This window comes from Enterobacter sp. JBIWA005 (assembly GCF_019968805.1).
Taxonomy (GTDB): domain Bacteria; phylum Pseudomonadota; class Gammaproteobacteria; order Enterobacterales; family Enterobacteriaceae; genus Enterobacter; species Enterobacter vonholyi.
Genome location: NZ_CP074159.1, coordinates 2,821,951 through 2,837,909, shown reverse-complemented (window position 1 = coordinate 2,837,909; position 15,959 = coordinate 2,821,951). Strand labels below are relative to the sequence as shown.

Annotated in this window: 16 protein-coding genes; 5 read left to right on the top strand and 11 right to left on the bottom strand. The window is 54.6% G+C overall.

Annotated elements, in window-relative coordinates:
- Positions 1-20: 20 nt before the first annotated feature.
- On the top strand, positions 21-590 hold the full coding sequence (locus tag KGP22_RS13420; RefSeq protein WP_223579474.1) for a recombinase family protein: 570 nt from the start codon (positions 21-23) through the stop codon (positions 588-590).
- A 7-nt stretch (positions 591-597) separates the two neighbouring features.
- On the opposite strand, the gene KGP22_RS13415 is transcribed toward KGP22_RS13420, so the two are convergent.
- The 6 genes from KGP22_RS13415 to KGP22_RS13390 are packed head-to-tail and all read right to left on the bottom strand — an operon-like array spanning position 598 to position 6,248.
- Positions 598-1,086: a phage tail protein gene (locus tag KGP22_RS13415; protein ID WP_023307196.1), complete on the bottom strand. Its 489-nt coding sequence runs from the start codon at positions 1,084-1,086 to the stop codon at positions 598-600.
- 9 nt (positions 1,087-1,095) lie between these two features.
- A complete protein-coding gene (locus KGP22_RS13410) occupies positions 1,096-4,035 on the bottom strand; it encodes a phage tail tape measure protein (protein WP_223579471.1) in 2,940 nt (979 codons plus the stop codon).
- Entirely contained in the window at positions 4,025-4,168 is a 144-nt protein-coding gene (locus tag KGP22_RS13405) for a GpE family phage tail protein (RefSeq protein WP_039268621.1), read from the bottom strand. Before KGP22_RS13405 ends, KGP22_RS13410 begins: the two co-directional genes overlap by 11 nt.
- 29 nt (positions 4,169-4,197) lie before the next feature.
- Positions 4,198-4,497 (bottom strand): phage tail assembly protein, encoded by a 300-nt coding sequence (locus tag KGP22_RS13400; protein WP_223579468.1) that lies wholly within the window; start codon positions 4,495-4,497, stop codon positions 4,198-4,200.
- Positions 4,498-4,550: 53 nt separating this feature from the next.
- Positions 4,551-5,066 carry a phage major tail tube protein gene (locus tag KGP22_RS13395; RefSeq protein WP_010835090.1) on the bottom strand — a complete coding sequence of 172 codons (516 nt, stop codon included), beginning with the start codon at positions 5,064-5,066 and terminating at the stop codon, positions 4,551-4,553.
- Positions 5,067-6,248: a phage tail sheath subtilisin-like domain-containing protein gene (locus KGP22_RS13390; protein WP_023307193.1), complete on the bottom strand. Its 1,182-nt coding sequence runs from the start codon at positions 6,246-6,248 to the stop codon at positions 5,067-5,069.
- Positions 6,249-6,399: 151 nt separating this feature from the next.
- Between KGP22_RS13390 and KGP22_RS13385 the strand changes: the two genes are divergently transcribed.
- The 3 genes from KGP22_RS13385 to KGP22_RS13375 all read left to right on the top strand — a co-directional run bounded on the left by KGP22_RS13385 (position 6,400) and on the right by KGP22_RS13375 (position 8,988).
- On the top strand, positions 6,400-7,554 hold the full coding sequence (locus tag KGP22_RS13385) for a phage late control D family protein (RefSeq protein ID WP_223579465.1): 1,155 nt from the start codon (positions 6,400-6,402) through the stop codon (positions 7,552-7,554).
- 45 nt (positions 7,555-7,599) lie between these two features.
- Entirely contained in the window at positions 7,600-7,848 is a 249-nt protein-coding gene (locus tag KGP22_RS13380) for an ogr/Delta-like zinc finger family protein (RefSeq protein WP_071995285.1), read from the top strand.
- A 462-nt stretch (positions 7,849-8,310) separates the two neighbouring features.
- Complete coding sequence (locus KGP22_RS13375; protein WP_149366562.1) at positions 8,311-8,988, top strand: DUF2076 domain-containing protein; 678 nt, start codon at positions 8,311-8,313, stop codon at positions 8,986-8,988.
- 280 nt (positions 8,989-9,268) lie between these two features.
- Here KGP22_RS13375 and KGP22_RS13370 read toward each other — a convergent pair whose 3' ends face one another.
- The 5 genes from KGP22_RS13370 to KGP22_RS13350 form a co-directional block, all read right to left on the bottom strand.
- Positions 9,269-9,985, bottom strand: coding sequence for an ABC transporter ATP-binding protein (locus KGP22_RS13370; RefSeq protein WP_033145889.1), 717 nt, complete (start codon positions 9,983-9,985; stop codon positions 9,269-9,271).
- Positions 9,982-10,857 (bottom strand): ATP-binding cassette domain-containing protein, encoded by an 876-nt coding sequence (locus tag KGP22_RS13365; protein ID WP_149366563.1) that lies wholly within the window; start codon positions 10,855-10,857, stop codon positions 9,982-9,984. Before KGP22_RS13365 ends, KGP22_RS13370 begins: the two co-directional genes overlap by 4 nt.
- Positions 10,854-12,128, bottom strand: a complete 1,275-nt coding sequence (gene livM / locus KGP22_RS13360) for a high-affinity branched-chain amino acid ABC transporter permease LivM (RefSeq protein WP_223582448.1) — start codon at positions 12,126-12,128, stop codon at positions 10,854-10,856. Before livM ends, KGP22_RS13365 begins: the two co-directional genes overlap by 4 nt.
- A gap of 11 nt (positions 12,129-12,139) precedes the next feature.
- Positions 12,140-13,054 carry a branched-chain amino acid ABC transporter permease LivH gene (locus KGP22_RS13355; protein ID WP_223579462.1) on the bottom strand — a complete coding sequence of 305 codons (915 nt, stop codon included), beginning with the start codon at positions 13,052-13,054 and terminating at the stop codon, positions 12,140-12,142.
- 99 nt (positions 13,055-13,153) lie between these two features.
- Positions 13,154-14,275 (bottom strand): branched-chain amino acid ABC transporter substrate-binding protein, encoded by a 1,122-nt coding sequence (locus tag KGP22_RS13350; protein WP_048992270.1) that lies wholly within the window; start codon positions 14,273-14,275, stop codon positions 13,154-13,156.
- Between the two features lie 425 nt (positions 14,276-14,700).
- Between KGP22_RS13350 and KGP22_RS13345 the strand changes: the two genes are divergently transcribed.
- On the top strand, positions 14,701-15,369 hold the full coding sequence (locus KGP22_RS13345; RefSeq protein WP_149366565.1) for a YecA family protein: 669 nt from the start codon (positions 14,701-14,703) through the stop codon (positions 15,367-15,369).
- Positions 15,370-15,959 lie beyond the last annotated feature (590 nt).

Genomic DNA, 15,959 nt, shown 5'->3' with positions numbered 1-15,959 from the left:
TCTAAATAAAGGGGATTTTTATGCTGATCGGGTATGTAAGGGTGTCAACAAATGACCAGAACACCGCGCTGCAAAGAAACGCACTGGAAAGCGCAGGATGTGAACAAATATTTGAAGAGAAAATAAGCGGAACAAAAGCGGAGAGGCCGGGGCTTAAGCGTTTATTACGAACCTTATCGGAGGGTGATACGCTGGTTGTCTGGAAGCTTGATCGTCTCGGGCGGAGCATGCGCCACCTGGTGACCATGATCGAAGAGCTACGCAATCGCGGTGTTAACTTCCGCAGCCTGACAGACAGCATTGATACCTCAACACCTATGGGGCGCTTTTTCTTTCACGTCATGGGGGCGCTGGCAGAAATGGAGAGAGAGTTAATCGTTGAGCGCACCCGCGCCGGTTTGGTTGCAGCTCGTGCAGAAGGAAGGATAGGCGGGAGGCGACCAAAACTGACAAAGCAGCAATGGGAACAGGCGGGAAGACTGATAGCCGCAGGGGAGAAACGACAGCGGGTGGCTATTATTTTTGATGTCGGAATGTCGACGCTTTATAAAAAGTTCCCTTCAGCAAGAAGGGAACATGAAGGGGCTTAAGGCATCACTAAAACAGACCGTTGAGCGAGTCTTTCACCTGGTTTATCGCATTATTTGCACTTGTCTTTAACCCGGCCAGGGCATCGCTGACGGTCGAGCTTTGCAGCTTCTCCCTGTAATCCGCATCGACACGGCTCAGGCTGAGGGTAAATTCGATTTTTTTTGGATTCCCAAATCGGTCGAACTCGGACTTGCCCCGCTCCAGACGTGTTAAAACGTACATACCATAAATACGCCCCGTACCCTCAATAAGGGGCCATGGGCGCCCTGCGTAGCCGATAGTTTCAAGGGCTGACAGCGAGAGATTTCCACCGGTGATTTCCGGGTAAAGGACGCCTGACAGCGTTATATTGTCATCACCGGCGCCAATGTACTGCCAGCCAGCTGACTGGTTAACCCGCTCGTTTTTTACGTGCCTCCACTCCTGCGAGTGCTGGAGTTGCTGGTAAGGGGTGGTGCGAAGCATAAAAACGAACATTCCAAAAACCATCATCATAATTGTCACCTAATCTCTGTCGCGGAAAGAACCACGGTTAATTCTGCCGGTGCTGGCCATCGCATCACGCACCACATTGCGCATCATTCTTTCCAGCTCCTGATCCGTGCGCTTACCAACATCGTTAAAGGTAATGTTAAAAATTGGGGCGCCGCTGGTTGGAGCGGTAACGGGAGCTGATACCGGGGCCTGTGTGGCTGCTGTCGCTGAAATAATTCCGCCAGCTGCGGGCGTTGCCACTCGCGGTACTGATTGCGGTGTGACGCGCGCTTCCTGATATGCGCCACGCAAAGCCAGAGCACGCGGCAGGTTTTTGAAAATAATGTCGCCAGGACCGACTTTCTTGGTGTTGTCAGCGGTTGCTTTTGTATTGTCTGCGATGCTTTGCAGACGTCGTTGCGTACCGGTATTTCCTGACAGTGGCGAGGCCGCGGGTGGTGCGCCAGTAGTAACTGGCGACTCTGCTTTTTTGGGGGCAACTTTAGCCATATCACCGGCAAGGAAAGCCACCTTATCCTGAAGGAGGGCGGAGCGTTGCGCATCCTCAATTTTCTTGCGCGCCCTCTCTGCTTCATCGGGTAATACACCAAGTTTTTCAAGTATCCAGCCAAGGGTATCAAGAAGCATCTTGGCTGGGGTCAGGACGAGATTTATTGCACCGCCGAGCACGTTACCGAAGATCTCGCCAGCGCTAGTGCATTTATCAAGCGTCTCCTTGCTGGTCTGCACTGGCGATAAGAGGTTCGTAAACCACTGCCAGACGGATTTAACCCCATCGCTGATCATGTCAAAGATGGGGGAAAAGGTGGCAAAGGTATCCCTGAGAGGAGAGATCGCCTGCATAACTCCGGTAAACACACCGAGGAAAAACGCCTTAATGGGTTCCCAGTATCGCCAGATTAGCAATCCCGCAGCGACAAATGCGGCACCAATCAGGCCTATTGGACTGAGTAAAAAAGATAAAGCCCCACCAAGAATAGATACCGCACCGGTGATCATGCCCCAGATTGCTGGTAAGCCAGTGAGGCGCAACAGCAACATGCCAATGTTTTTAGTCAGCGATCCCAAAAGTGCGCCGGGAGACAGGAATGCAGTAAGCAGACTAGAGCGAACCGCGGGGAGAATAGCTGAAATTCTTCCCAGTTTAGGGGCGATTCCTGACAGTAAGACGGACCACCCTCTGACGTTCGCCATGGCCGGGCCCGCGGCAGTGCCGAGAGTGCGAAAAGCTGCAATGGTGCCGAGTAGCCCGCGACCACCGGTCAGCAGTGAAAAACCGAGCTGTAGTTTGGTGAGGGGGCCAATAAGAATACCCATCGCCAGTGATGCAGCGCCAATTGCCGCCACCAGTGCAAGTGCCCCACCCACAACCAGAATGATTGTTTGTGTCAGGCGGGGGTTTTCTTTTACCCAAGTGCTGGCAGCGGTGATCATATCGCTAAGCCCCTGAGTGAGAGAGCGCAGAGGGCCGTCGGCAGTCTCCTCAACCTGAATGCGGAAACCTTCCCATGCGCTGTCCAGGTTTTTCAGATCACCGCTGAGGTTGTCAGCCATGACCTTCGCTGCCTTCTGCGCTTCGCCCTGAGAGCCGCGCAAATCGGCAAGGAGTTTTTGCAGCTCACCGCTACCAGCCGATCTTACCAGCGCCTGAAATGACTTTGCTGCTTCCTCGCCCGCTATGTCTTTAAAGAATGACAGCTGGTCTGTATCGCCGTACTTTTTGATAGATTTATAAATATCAGACAAGACCACTTCGGCCGGTCGCATTTTCCCTGTGGCATCGGCAACAGAAACGCCCAATTCTTTCAGGGCTGCCTGGGCTTTACCTGTTGGTGCGGCCAGACGCGAGAAGGTGGTTTGCAGTCCCGTACCTGCAATACTGCCGCGCAGGCCAACGTTCGCCATTACGCCGATCATGGCGGTTGTGCGTTCAACATCAACGCCAAGACCGGCCATCCCCGTTCCTGCATACTTCATCGCCTCACCGATGTTCATTAAATCGGTGTTAGTACGGGTAAATGCTGCGGTCAAAACATCGCTGACCCGATCCATTTCCTTTGGATCGAGACGGAACTGCGAAAGAATGTTGGAGCTGATGTCGGCACTTTCACCAAGGTCCATGCCGCCAGCCAGCGCCATATTCAGAACGCCAGGCAATGCAGCTTGAATAGCTTCTGGAGTAAAGCCAGCCATTGCAAGAAACGCCTGCCCACTGGCAGCATCTCGTGAAGTAAATGCAGTTTCTGCACCGAGTTTTTTAGCCTGCGCGCGCAGATCCCCCATTTGGGAAGAGTCTTTATTAAGGCGGGTTAATGCCTGGACGCGTGACATTTCCTCGTCGAAACCAATTGCAGGCGCCAGGAATGATCCGCCAGCGTAACCCGCAGCGGCGGTGCCGAGCATCATCCCCATACCCGCACCGCGAAGTTTGCCCGCAGTCTCTTTTGCCCGATCGTATCTGGCCTGGGCTTTCTGAGTAGCAGCCAGCTGGCGCCGTTCGCGCTCAAGTGTCTGGTTGTATTGCTCCGTGCGCCTGATGGCACTCTGGATGGCGCCGCTGCCGGTGGTGAGGTTAACGCCATGCTGGCGCACTGCCTGTGCAGCTGTGCGAAGCTGCGTCGTTTGCCTGCCGTATGTTTCAGTCAGCCGGGAAAGTTTGGTGCGAAGTGACTCAAGTCGCGCCGTCTGGGCTTCAGTAAGCTGGCCGCCTTCGCGTTGTTTCTGGTTGAGACCGTCAAAGGCCCGCTGGGTGCTTTTCAGCTTCAGCGCAGTGTCATTGGCTTGCGAGCGCAGCTTATCAAATGACGTTGCGCTTTTTTCCAGGTCTCTGATGGAAGACTGTGTTTTTTTGAGGGAGTCAGAAAGGCCGCCAATGGCTTTACTGGCGGCGCTGACCGGGCGGGTGAGCTTGTCAATTGCACTGAACGCAACGCGAATACTAAGATCCATCGTCGTCATCCTCCTTCTCATGGTTACCGCTTCTGATGGCCGCCCGTTCGCGCCAGGCCATCAGCTCGCGCAACTCCATGCTGTGCATTTCGGAGGGCGGCCAGTGAAATATCACAGCGATGTCGGCGATCAGATCGTCGACATCGCTGAATACTGCCTCTCTTACTTGCTCGCCGTCGCCGCCTCGCTCGGTGCGGACGGCGCCGCTTTCGTCAAAAAAGGCGTGATTTCTTCGCACAGCGCCGTAAAGTCGCCGGTCGCCATTGAGGAAATATCGGCGGTTGTCAGCTGAGGCGCGGTGACGCGAGTCAACAGAGTTGATACCGCGTCATAGTCGAAGTTGAGAACATCAACCAGACGCAGCCCGCGCAGTGAGCCAGCCTGCTTGATTGTATCGGTGATTGCGACGGATTTAATTTCCTGGTCGCCGCGTTTAATGGGTTGGCTGAGAGTTACTGACATTATTCATTCTCCGGGCGGCCAGGCTGGCCGCCATTGGTAGTGGTTAAAAAAGATTACTGGCCGAGACCCAGGGCGGACGCAATGCGATCCGGGTAGAGACTCTTGCCGTTGCGCTTGTAGATGAAGTTCAGCAGGTCGATTTCCAGCAAAGGCTTGTCATCCACAGACAGCTTGTAATACGTATTTTTGAGCGCATAAGTATGGCTGGTGTCATCACCCTGCTTGGCCTCGCCTTGGTCGACTTCGGTAATACGTCCGCGCATCTCGACCTCAAGCAGGGAGCTTGTACCGCCGCTGTAGATCTCACCGACAAAGCGCGTGCGTAGTTCGTCAATATCCCCACCCCATTTCAGGATCAGCTCCTCGACCATGCCACCAACAACCATTGAGGCATCCAGCGCGCCTGAATCAAGGCCGAGGTCAACAGCAGCGGAGCCAAGCATCCCGCCACCCTGGTAATCTTCCGTTTTACGGGTAATTTTCGGGAGCGTGACGCTGGGAATTTTCCCGATGTAGTTGTCACCGTCGACAAACATCGTGAACAGACGGAGTTTCTTAGGAATAGCCATTTATGCACCTCCCAGCGATGCAAATGCTGGCTCGTAATACTGATCGGTAAACGTCTGAATCAGCGTCAAGTTTTCCAGCGGTGGTACGGGGCTGTAGTTGTAGCGAACAACAGCCTTACCCTGGCGAATACCGGTGGTTGGGTTATCGACAATATCAAACCAGCATGCAGCACCAATCAGTTTGCCAGCAGTGACCAGCGCCTGAAGTTTGGCATTGATCCCACTCACGACGTCTTTGACGTTAGCCGGGGTAAGCGGTTTGTCCACGGTGGTGAACTGTGCTTCCGCAATGCTGTCCGCCAGAATTTGGGCCGTACGGGTAAACACCTCGAAAATATACTCTTCGGTGTCGGTGGTGCGGTTCCCCCAGAACCGGAAGCCGTCGCGTTTGATCAGCGTGGTAATCTCGTTGGCGTTCAGCTCGTTAGCGTCGGAGTCCTCCGCCTGTAACGCCCAGAACACGTCTTTGGAGATACCCAGGACGTTTTTCACCGCAACGTTAGAAAGTGACTTGTGCCAGCCCTGCTCATTGTCAATCAGTGCCCGCAGGCCAAGCGCATAGGCAACAGCTGGGAATTCTTCATTAACGCCGGTCTGCGGGTTGTAGGCGATGAAGTTAGGCCAAATCATCATCCCTTCACGTTCGGCAAACTGCTCGCGGTAGGTTTTCGCTTCGGCAATAGTCTCGCAGCTATCGCAGTAACTGTAAGAGAATGCACGCAGCTGCTTCGCAATTACGCGCAGCTGTGCGGTTACTTCCTGCGTGTCGTACATCGGAATGCCGAGGATACGAGGGCGATAACCGGTTTTCTGCTCTGCGGTCAGCAGGGCAAACATCCCGGTATAGCTTCCGTCAGCCTGTGTGCCACCGATAATGAGCTGGGATTGAGTTTTGGCATTTTCTCCTTCCTTTGCTTCGGCGACACGAACAACAATTACACGTGTGCTGACCTGGTCGGAAATAGCCTTGAGAGATTTATACAGTGAGCCTGTTTTGCCCGCCTTACCCAGCACGCTAATCACACGAGTGATCAGGACTGGCGTATCAAGTGGAAAGGTTAGGGGATCGGCATCATCGGCCACCGCAACCAGACCAATGACCGTTGAATCAATGTCATTGATCGCGGTCTGGAGGTCGGTGTTTTCTTTGGTGCGCGCCCCGTGGAAAAAGTTGTCGGTCATACTCTACCGCCATCATGTTTAGTGAGTTCATGGTGATATTCGCTGAATTCCGGGCGGCAGACACGTTGCGATGGATGTAGCAGAAAGGCGACAACAAAAGGCTGTTTGTCCTATCGCGCGCGCATGGAAATATTTGCGGGAGGAGAAAGTGATGGCACTGACAACTGACGCAATAGAGAGTGCAAAAAGCCTGCTGAATGCAGGTGCTGAGAAATTCAAAAATTATCCTGGCGACCTGTCACGTGTGCCAGCGTTTAACGTCATGCTTGGCGGCAAGGCGCTGATCGTGCTGGATGAGAAAATACTCTCGTTAGAATTAACAGATAACAGGGGCTTTAATGCTGATGAACTGACTATCACTGTTGATGACAGCCAGGGAGATATTGAGTTACCGCCACGTGGCGCTGAATTATCGGTAGCGATAGGCTGGCAGGGAGAAAAACTGGTACACAAAGGGATTTTCATCGTGGATGAAATTGCGCACTCAGGGCCGCCGGACCGTATCGAGATCACAGCCAGAAGTGCAGATTTCCGCGATGAATTTAACGTTAAGCGGGAGGTGTCGTGGCATGACGTTACAGTAGAGCGCATCGTCTCTGCTATAGCTCACAGGTACAAGTTAAAACCTCTCATCTCAGAGCAACTGATGTCCGCCGAGATCGATCATGCAGATCAGACGCAGGAAAGCGATATGTCGTTTCTGACGCGCATGGCGGAAATGCTGGGCGCTATTGCAACTGTGAAAAATGGTTACCTGCTCTTCATCCTGCCTGGTGGTGGTGTTAGCGCAAACGGCAGAGCGTTGCCGGAGTTTTCCATCACGCGCAGCAGCGGAGATCGCCATTCTTTCCGGATTGCAGATCGCGACGCATACACTGGCGTGCAGGCGTACTGGCTTGATATGGAATTCGGGAAAAAGAAAAAGGTTACTGTTAAAAAGCGGAAGAAAACCGCAGACAAAAAGCCGCGTAGCAGCAGCCGGGAAGGGGACTATATTGCCGGTGAAGATGGTAACGTTTTTGTACTCCGTACGACGTACAGCAGTGAGATGGCCGCACAACGTGCAGCAGCTGCAAAATGGCAACAACTCCAGCGCGGAGCTGCTGAGTTCTCTTTAACCCTGGCTTACGGGCGCGCGGATCTTTATCCGGAGATGCACGGAACGGTAACGGAGTTCAAAGATGTTATTGACGGCCAGGACTGGATAATTGCGAAGGCGAGCCACACTATTGACGATGGTGGGTTTAAAACACGTCTGGAGCTGGAAGCAAAAATACCTGAATGGATTGCAGAAATCGAATCATAGCGGCCATAATATGAGCGAGTTCAACTCCCGCCATGGGAGGCCATTATGTTTAAGTGTCCTGTTTGTGGTGCCGTCGCACGTACGCGCACCAGTCGCCCTCTTAGCGAAATGACAGTTCGGCATTATCACCAGTGCCAGAATTTCGAATGCAGTATTACGTTTACTACGCTCAACAGCGTTGAGAAGCTGGTAACCAAACGCGCCCCCCGCGAAAAGTTACCGGCTGATTTCATTCCATCCGATGCTTTTCCCGCTTCGCACTATGGGAGGGATCAGCTTAATTTGGCCCTCTAAATAGTGGCAGCAAAAGTCCAGCCATTACCTGTGATTACCAGCGATTACCTTCAGAGAGAGTCTTATTTATCATAAGCTTATGATTAATAAGACTCTCTAATAGTTTTTAAAATCCCTCGGCGTTCGCGCTGTGTGGGTTCAAGTCCCACTCCGGCTACCATGGGAAACAAAGAATAATCAAAGCAATAAGCAGTGTCGTGAAACCACCGAAAGGTGGTTTTTTTGTGCCTCTGGCTTAGCGCGAAGTGATCATATCTCATCATCATCCCGATCCTGCTGTGCCCAAGGATTTGCTGCCATACCAGAACGGTAAGCCTAACTTTCTAATATCAAGCCCGGAAAGCAGGGCGATTTTCAGATAACCTGCAACCAATCTTAAACAAACATTTCACTGGTCAGACACAGGTTGCCGCCGCTGATAAACTGGTTGGTATCCACCCCGGAGAGCGGAAGGTTATTGTCATGCAATATGAAGAACAGCAGCTTATCAACGGCCTTTTCGAGCGTCTTAAACAGGCCGGACAACAAAACAGCCAACGGGATGCAGATGCGGAGCGTCAGATCGCTGAATTCGTCAGACAGCAGCCTGCGGCCCCCTACTATATGGCGCAATCGATTTTGATTCAGGAAGCGGCGTTGAAACGCCTGCAGTCCAGGGTTCAGGAGCTGGAAAGCGAATTAGCCGCGCAAAAAAGCAAACCCTCGACGGGCGGCAGTTTCCTCGGCGGCCTGTTTGGTGGCGGGAAAAGTAACCCGCAGCCTGACAACAGCTGGAATGCCCAGCCGCAACAGCCGCCGGCGCAGGATTACTCTCGGGCGCCAGTGCCGGCTACTCGCGGCGGCGGTTTTATGGCTGGCGCGCTCAAGACAGCGGCTGGCGTGGCCGGTGGCATCGCGCTTGCTGAGATGCTTACCAGCATGTTCCATCAGTCGCGGCCGGAAGAGATAGTGAACATCATCGAAGAACCGACAATACCCGTCGGTGGTGAACCGTTTGTCGGTAATCAATACGGCGACTTCAATAACGTCTCTGACACCCGTTTCCTCAACCAGAACGATCCGCTCGGCAATAATAACGACGCCTGGCTGAACGACGATGTAGATGACGACTACAGCAATGACGACGACAGTTTTATTTAACGACGTTATCGTGTGACCACCGAAATGAAGTGAACCCCGAAAGTTGGACATCCAACGATTAGGGGTTTTGCGTTTCCGGGTCAAAAGAATCCTTCGACGCTACCCCTGAAGGCTCATAAATGAGATTCGTTTTACTACTTTCCTTACTAGCAAACCTGTAAGAATTGCCGGAAGCAATCTAAATAAAGAGGCGATATCGACTAAGATATCCTCTAATTCTTCTATTCCGTATGTGCCGAAATGGTCCATCACTGTATAAGCGCATTAGGCAGGTATCAAATCACACCCCGCCCAAATACGCCTTCCTCACCTCCTGATTCCCCAGCAGCTCCTCGCCGCTGCCGCTCAGCCGGATCTGTCCGTTCACCATCACATACCCGCGGTCAGAGAGCTTCAGCGCGTGATGCGCATTCTGCTCCACCAGAAAGATAGTCATGCCGTTGCGGGCCAGCTCGCGCAGAGTCTGGAAGATCTGTTTCACCACAATCGGCGCCAGACCGAGGCTCGGTTCATCCAGCAGCAGCAGCTTCGGACGGCTCATCAGCGCCCGGGCGATCGCCAGCATCTGCTGTTCGCCACCGGACATGGTCATCGCGCGCTGCTTGCGACGCTCTTTCAGGCGAGGGAAAAGGTCAAACATGGTTTGCATATCTTCAGCCGCAAACTGGCTGCCGATGGGGATAGTCCCCATCAGCAGATTCTCTTCAACGGTCATATCCGGAAAAATTCGTCTGCCTTCAGGCGCCTGCGCAATGCCGCCGGACGCGACGTAGTGGGTGGATTTATGGCTGATATCTTCACCGCCGAAAAGGATCTGCCCGCTGCGGATACGCGGCTGGCCAAAGATGGACATCAGCAATGTCGATTTTCCCGCGCCGTTTGCGCCGATCAGCGCCACGGTTTCCCCCTTATTCACCTCGAGGGAGACCTGCTTCAGTGCCTGAATGACGCCGTAAAAGACATCCACTTCGCGAAAAGCCAGCAGCGGTTCGCTCATAGGGAGACCTCACTTTCGTCCGTACCCAGGTAGGCGGCAATGACCTTTTCATCATGCTGGATCTGCTCGGGTTTCCCCCTTGCGATCACATCGCCGTGGTCGAGCACGATAATGTCGTCCGAAATTTCCATCACCATCCCCATATCATGCTCAATCAGCAATACCGTGATGTCATGATGATCCCGCAGAAAGCGAATAATGCTGCTGAGCTTATGCGTTTCAACCGGGTTAAGCCCGGCGGCGGGTTCATCCAGACAGATCATTTCCGGCCCGGTGCACATTGCCCGCGCGATTTCCAGACGCCGCTGCTGGCCGTACGACATCTCTCCCGCCAGGCGATTGGCGCACTCCACCAGATCCACCACTTCAAGCCAGTAAAAGGCTCTGTCCAGGGCGTCGCTTTCTGCCCGCCGGTAGGACGGCGTATTCAGGATCCCGGCAAGCAGATTGCGGTTAACGCGCATATGCTGCGCGACCAGCAGGTTTTCAACGACCGACATCTCACGAAAAAGACGGATATTTTGAAACGTGCGCGCCAGCCCGGCTCGGTTAACCAGATGCGTGCCGCCGAACATTTTGTAGAACAGACGCTGCCCGAACTGCGCGGGGTTAATCCAGTCGCCGGGCTGGAATTTTTGCCCGAGTACCTGAATGACGTTGGTCGTTTTATGGCGGGTATTAAATAAAATGTTGCCGCCGGAGGCTCTGTAGAAGCCCGTCAGGCAGTTAAACACGGTGGTTTTTCCCGCTCCGTTTGGCCCAATCAGGGCGGTAATGGAGCCACGCTGCACGTTCAGGTTGACGTCGTTTAGCGCTTTAATCCCGCCGAAGTGCATCATCAGATGTTCAACGCGTAGTATCGTTCCGTTCATGGTGCGACGCCCTTACGCACGGCAAACCCGCTGCGGTTGATGCGGATCAAACCGCGTGGACGCCAGATCATCATCACCACCATCAGCATGCCAAACAGCAGGACGCGGTATTCGGCAAAACTGCGCAGCAGTTCCGGCGTTACCGTGAGCACAAAGGCGGCCAGCACCACGCCAAGCGTAGAGCCCATACCGCCCAGCACCACAATGGCGAGGATCAGTGCCGATTCAAAGAAGGTAAACGAGGTAGGATTCACGAACCCCTGATAGGTGGCGAAGAACACCCCGGCAATGCCCGCGGTCGACGCGCCCAGCGTAAAGGCGGAAAGCTTAACCAGAACATGATTCAGCCCCATTGAGCGGCAGGCAATTTCGTCTTCACGCAGCGCTTCCCACGCCCGACCAATCGGCATTCGCGTCAGGCGGTGCTTAATGTAGAGCACCAGCATCACCACCAGGAACAGCACCGCGTAGATAAAAATAAACTTCATGTTCGGGTTGTAGGTCAGGTGGAAAAATTCGTGGAAGGGCACGCCGCCTTCTTTCGCGCGTCGTCCAAATTCCAGGCCGAAAAAAGTGGGGGGAGGGGCCGACACGCCGTTGGGTCCGCCGGTGAAGGTCAGCCAGTTGTTCAGTATCAGGCGAATAATCTCCCCGAACCCGAGGGTGACGATGGCCAGATAGTCACCGTGCATGCGTAGTACCGGGAAACCGAGCAGGGCGCCTGCGGCGGCGGCCATGATCGCCGCCAGCGGCAGCATGCTCCAGAAGCCTAAGCCGAGATACTGGTACCCCAGCGCCAGACCGTACGCCCCAATCGCGTAGAACGCGACATATCCCAGATCCAGCAGACCGGCCAGACCCACGACGATGTTAAGCCCCAGACCGAGAAGCACGTAGATCAGCCCGAGAATGGCGACGGTCAGCACATATTTAGTGGCAACAAACGGAAAGCAAATCGCAAGAGCAATCACCAGAGGAATAATCCAGCGCATGCGGCTTTTGTATTCCGGTGGCCGGACATATACGCCTGCGCTATCGGCTTCGAAGCGTGCCTGGAAACGGGCGCGCGCGGCGGTACCTAAAAAGGCGCTCAACAGAAAACGTCCGAGCATTACGGTGCCAACCATCCAGGCCAGGCGCTGCCCGGCGAAGGTAAAGCTGTACCCGTCCAGCACCACGCCCGCAATGGGGCCGAAGATTATCAGCGCAACCAGCCCGGAAAAAATCGCGTCCAGCATGCAGCGTTTAAGTGAAAAGCCGTGTGATGTCATCATTCTCTCCTTCACACCTTGGCCACAACCGGGCGCCCGAGCAGTCCCTGGGGACGGAAAATAAGGATCATGACCAGCAGGCTGAACGAGAAGACGTCTTTATAGTCCGAGTTCACCATGCCCGAAAACTGGGCTTCCGCCACGCCCAGGATAAGGCCACCGAGCATGGCGCCAGGGAGGGAGCCGATGCCGCCGAGTACCGCCGCCGTAAAGGCTTTTATACCGATCACGAACCCGACGTAGAAATCAAAGGTGCCGTAGTTCATGGTGATCAGCACCCCCGCCAGGCCCGCCATCGCCGCGCCGATAACAAAGACAAGCGAAATAATCCGGTCGGTGTTAATCCCCAGAATGGAGGCCATCTTACAATCCTGCTGGACCGCGCGGCACATTCGCCCCAGCCGGGTACGATTGATTATCCAGGTGAGCACCAGCATGCCGGCAAACGAGGCCACCAGAATAAACACTTTGGTGTAGGTTATCTGCACGAACCCGTCGCCCAGATGCAGGCGAATCACGCCGTCCAGCATGGTCGGCACCCCTTGCTGGCGCGGGCCCTGGCTCAGCTGCGCGTAGTTTTGCAGGATAAGCGACATCCCGATGGCGGAGATCAGCGGCGCCAGGCGCGTGGAGTTACGCAGCGGCTTGTAGGCGATACGCTCGATGGTCCAGCCGTACACCCCGGTGACCACAATCGTGAACACCAGCGTCCCGAGGATCAGCAGCGGGAAGGACTGCAGTCCGAAGAACGAGAGCAGCGCCAGGCCAATGGCGCAGAGATAGGCGGAAATCATATACACTTCGCCGTGGGCGAAATTAATCATGCCGATAATGCCGTACACCATGGTATAGCCGATGGCGATCAGGCCGTAGACGGAACCCAGCGTTAAGCCATTGATTAACTGTTGCAGGAAGAATGTACTCATCTTAGCGCGCTCGTTTTATGGGCCGCGCGAGACGCGCAGCCTGATGTTTATTACGCGCCGACGGGCAGGCCCGCCGACGTTGAGCGTGACTCCGTCCCGTTACTGCACTTCCTTATATTTTCCTTTGTCGTCCCACTGGTAAACCACGTAGTCAGAGACCTTCAGGTCGCCTTTGCTGTCCCAGGCTTTTTTGCCCATCACCGTGTCGACGGAATTGGCCTTTAGCCACTCGCTGGCTTTGGCAGAGTCCTTGCCGCCGGTGGCCTTGAAGGCCGCGGCAATGGCCTGTACGGAGGCATAGGAGTAAAGGGTGTAACCTTCCGGCTCGAATTTACCGGCGCGGAATTTCTCTATAACCGCTTTGCCGTCCGGGATCAGGCGCGGGTCTTTACCGAAGGTCATGTAAATGCCGTTGGTGTACTGCGGGCCGCCCGCCGCGGTCACCATCTCCTCGTTGACGATACAGTCGCCGGAGAAGAATTTGGCCTGCACGCCCTGTTCACGCATCTGGCGAACCAGCGGACCGGCTTCCGGGTGACAGCCACCGAAGAATACGACGTCCGGTTTTTGCGCGCCGATCTTGGTGACCAGCGCGTTAAAGTCTTTTTCACCGCGGGATAACCCTTCGTACATCACATCCTGAACCCCGCGTTTCGCCAGCGCCGCTTTGGTGGCGTCAGCCAGACCCTGACCATAGGTGTCTTTGTCGTGAATAATCACCACGCGCTTGGCTTTCAGCTTGTCGATGATGAAGTCGCTGGCAACTTGGCCCTGCTGGTCGTCGCGGCCGCACATGCGGAACATGTCGCTCATACCGCGTTCGGTAATCAGCGGGTTAGTGGAGCCGGGGGTAATCGTAATAATGCCCGCATCGCTATACACCTCGGAGGCGGGCATGGTGGAAGAGGAGCAGAAATGGCCGACCACGGCGTTGACTTTATCCTGGTCAACTAAACGGTTAGCGACGGCCACGGCCTGCTTGGGCTCGCAGGCATCATCCCCCTGAACCAGTTTGATCTTCTCGCCGTTAATGCCGCCTGCGGCATTAATGTCTTCAGCGGCCTGCGTTGCGCCGTGCCAGTACTGATCGCCATAGGTGGCATTCGGACCCGTGAACGGCCCGGCCACGCCAATCACAATATCTGCCCGGGCGGAAAACGCCGTCACCAGGCAACCGGCCAACACAAGAGAAAGAGGAGTTCTGATAAATTTCAGCGACATTATTATGTTCCTTAGCAAAGAGGTTTTTGCACCACGGCGTAAACCCGAACGCCCGACGGCGCAGCCAATCCGAAACACGAGCAAGAACAAAATGCACTAAACGAACAAGATACAGACGGCATCCTGCATATTACGGCGAGATTTCCCTGCGCAGAGACGCGCGAAGAACGTTAAGCAAAAACGTTGCCAGAATGGCTAACCCATTGACGGGCATGTGACATGTTTGAGTATAGAGCGCCGCGTTATGCCGCCTTAGGGGAGGAGAAGAAATTACAGCGGAGATCACATATCGTTAACAATAAAGCCCATAAGTTGTGCAAAGGTCACGGTTTGCACGTTTTTGCAGCAATAAAGACCTAAACTTCAGCCCGGAGAGGGGTGAGATATGTGTTAGGATCGTTTCCTTTTTTGCAGGAGTATCAGCGATGACTGAAGGCCCATTGAATGAAAGCGAAATGGCGTGGCTTGAAGAGACGTTAATGTCTTACGGTCATGATGACGCGTCCGTGATTGACGTGTCCGAACTGGACGGCATGCTTACCGCAGTGCTTTCCGGTCCTGTTGTCGTTGAGCCAGATGCCTGGCTGGTGGCGGTGTGGGGTGGCGAAAAGTACATTCCGCGCTGGAAAAACGATCGTGAGATGAACCGTTTTATCGATCTCTGCTTTAAGCACATGAACGATATTGCCGAGCGCCTGAGCGAATACCCGGATCAGTTTGAACCGATGTTTGGCTATAACGACGTGAACGGCGAGAGCTATACCGTGGTGGAAGAGTGGTGCTATGGCTACATGCGCGGCGTGGCGCTGACGGACTGGTCTGCCTTGCCGGAAGCCCTGAAGGCCGATCTTGATGTGATTGCGCTGCACGGGACGGAAGAGAACAGCGAAAAGCTGGATGAACTGTCCGAAGAGGAATATATCGCCAGCATCGAGAGCATCCAGCCTGCGGCGCTGCGCCTGTATAATTACTGGGTAAACAACCCGCAGCAGCCGGAAGCGAAGAAGCCGATTGTGAACGGTACGAAAGTCGGGCGTAACGATCCGTGTCCTTGCGGCAGCGGGAAGAAGTTTAAGAGCTGCTGTTTGCACTGATCAATTTTTTATTAACTTAGGTGGATTTGTTTCGTTCACCTCCAGTCAGTAGAAAATAATACGATCTTTACCTGTGAACGAGATAAGGGGGCTACCGCGGCCCCCTTATCGATCCCCGCGGCCCCGCGGAAAATCGGTGCTTCGCACTGCGCTCACCTCACGACCGTCTGCCTGCGGTCGGCTCAACTCGACATCCTGTCTCGCTTCGCCTCTGGCCGCCATCCATGGCGTCCAGCCCTTGTCCCCCGGTCTCCGGTTCGCCGATTTTAGCGGGGATGCAACCCCCGTGCCCCATGCAGACTATGAAGAAGGTGGAGGGAGCGGGAGTCCGGCTAAAATCGCCGAATCGTTTCCTGGAGGCCGGGGCGACGCGCACGGATGCGCGGCGAGGGCGGCTTTACAGGGACGTTGCATCCGCCCGTCCCCGAAAAGCCGTAAGGAATAAGATGAGGGCACCGCGAAGCGGCGATTTTCTTGCCGGGAGCCGGGATTGTTAAGGGGGCGGCGATAGCCCCCTTAACACGTTCACCGCAGCGGGCAAAACAGGTAGCAGAAGAGTATAAGTGAACGGAATTATCCCCCGATATTAC

Excerpts from the sequence above, each read along its gene's own strand:
- KGP22_RS13420 (WP_223579474.1), top strand. The coding sequence starts at position 21 with ATGCTGATCGGGTATGTAAGGGTGTCAACAAATGACCAGAACACCGCG.
- KGP22_RS13415 (WP_023307196.1), bottom strand. The coding sequence starts at position 1,086 with ATGATGATGGTTTTTGGAATGTTCGTTTTTATGCTTCGCACCACCCCT.
- KGP22_RS13410 (WP_223579471.1), bottom strand. The coding sequence starts at position 4,035 with ATGGATCTTAGTATTCGCGTTGCGTTCAGTGCAATTGACAAGCTCACC.
- KGP22_RS13400 (WP_223579468.1), bottom strand. The coding sequence starts at position 4,497 with ATGTCAGTAACTCTCAGCCAACCCATTAAACGCGGCGACCAGGAAATT.
- KGP22_RS13395 (WP_010835090.1), bottom strand. The coding sequence starts at position 5,066 with ATGGCTATTCCTAAGAAACTCCGTCTGTTCACGATGTTTGTCGACGGT.
- KGP22_RS13390 (WP_023307193.1), bottom strand. The coding sequence starts at position 6,248 with ATGACCGACAACTTTTTCCACGGGGCGCGCACCAAAGAAAACACCGAC.
- KGP22_RS13385 (WP_223579465.1), top strand. The coding sequence starts at position 6,400 with ATGGCACTGACAACTGACGCAATAGAGAGTGCAAAAAGCCTGCTGAAT.
- KGP22_RS13380 (WP_071995285.1), top strand. The coding sequence starts at position 7,600 with ATGTTTAAGTGTCCTGTTTGTGGTGCCGTCGCACGTACGCGCACCAGT.
- KGP22_RS13375 (WP_149366562.1), top strand. The coding sequence starts at position 8,311 with ATGCAATATGAAGAACAGCAGCTTATCAACGGCCTTTTCGAGCGTCTT.
- KGP22_RS13370 (WP_033145889.1), bottom strand. The coding sequence starts at position 9,985 with ATGAGCGAACCGCTGCTGGCTTTTCGCGAAGTGGATGTCTTTTACGGC.
- KGP22_RS13365 (WP_149366563.1), bottom strand. The coding sequence starts at position 10,857 with ATGAACGGAACGATACTACGCGTTGAACATCTGATGATGCACTTCGGC.
- livM (WP_223582448.1), bottom strand. The coding sequence starts at position 12,128 with ATGACATCACACGGCTTTTCACTTAAACGCTGCATGCTGGACGCGATT.
- KGP22_RS13355 (WP_223579462.1), bottom strand. The coding sequence starts at position 13,054 with ATGAGTACATTCTTCCTGCAACAGTTAATCAATGGCTTAACGCTGGGT.
- KGP22_RS13350 (WP_048992270.1), bottom strand. The coding sequence starts at position 14,275 with ATGTCGCTGAAATTTATCAGAACTCCTCTTTCTCTTGTGTTGGCCGGT.
- KGP22_RS13345 (WP_149366565.1), top strand. The coding sequence starts at position 14,701 with ATGACTGAAGGCCCATTGAATGAAAGCGAAATGGCGTGGCTTGAAGAG.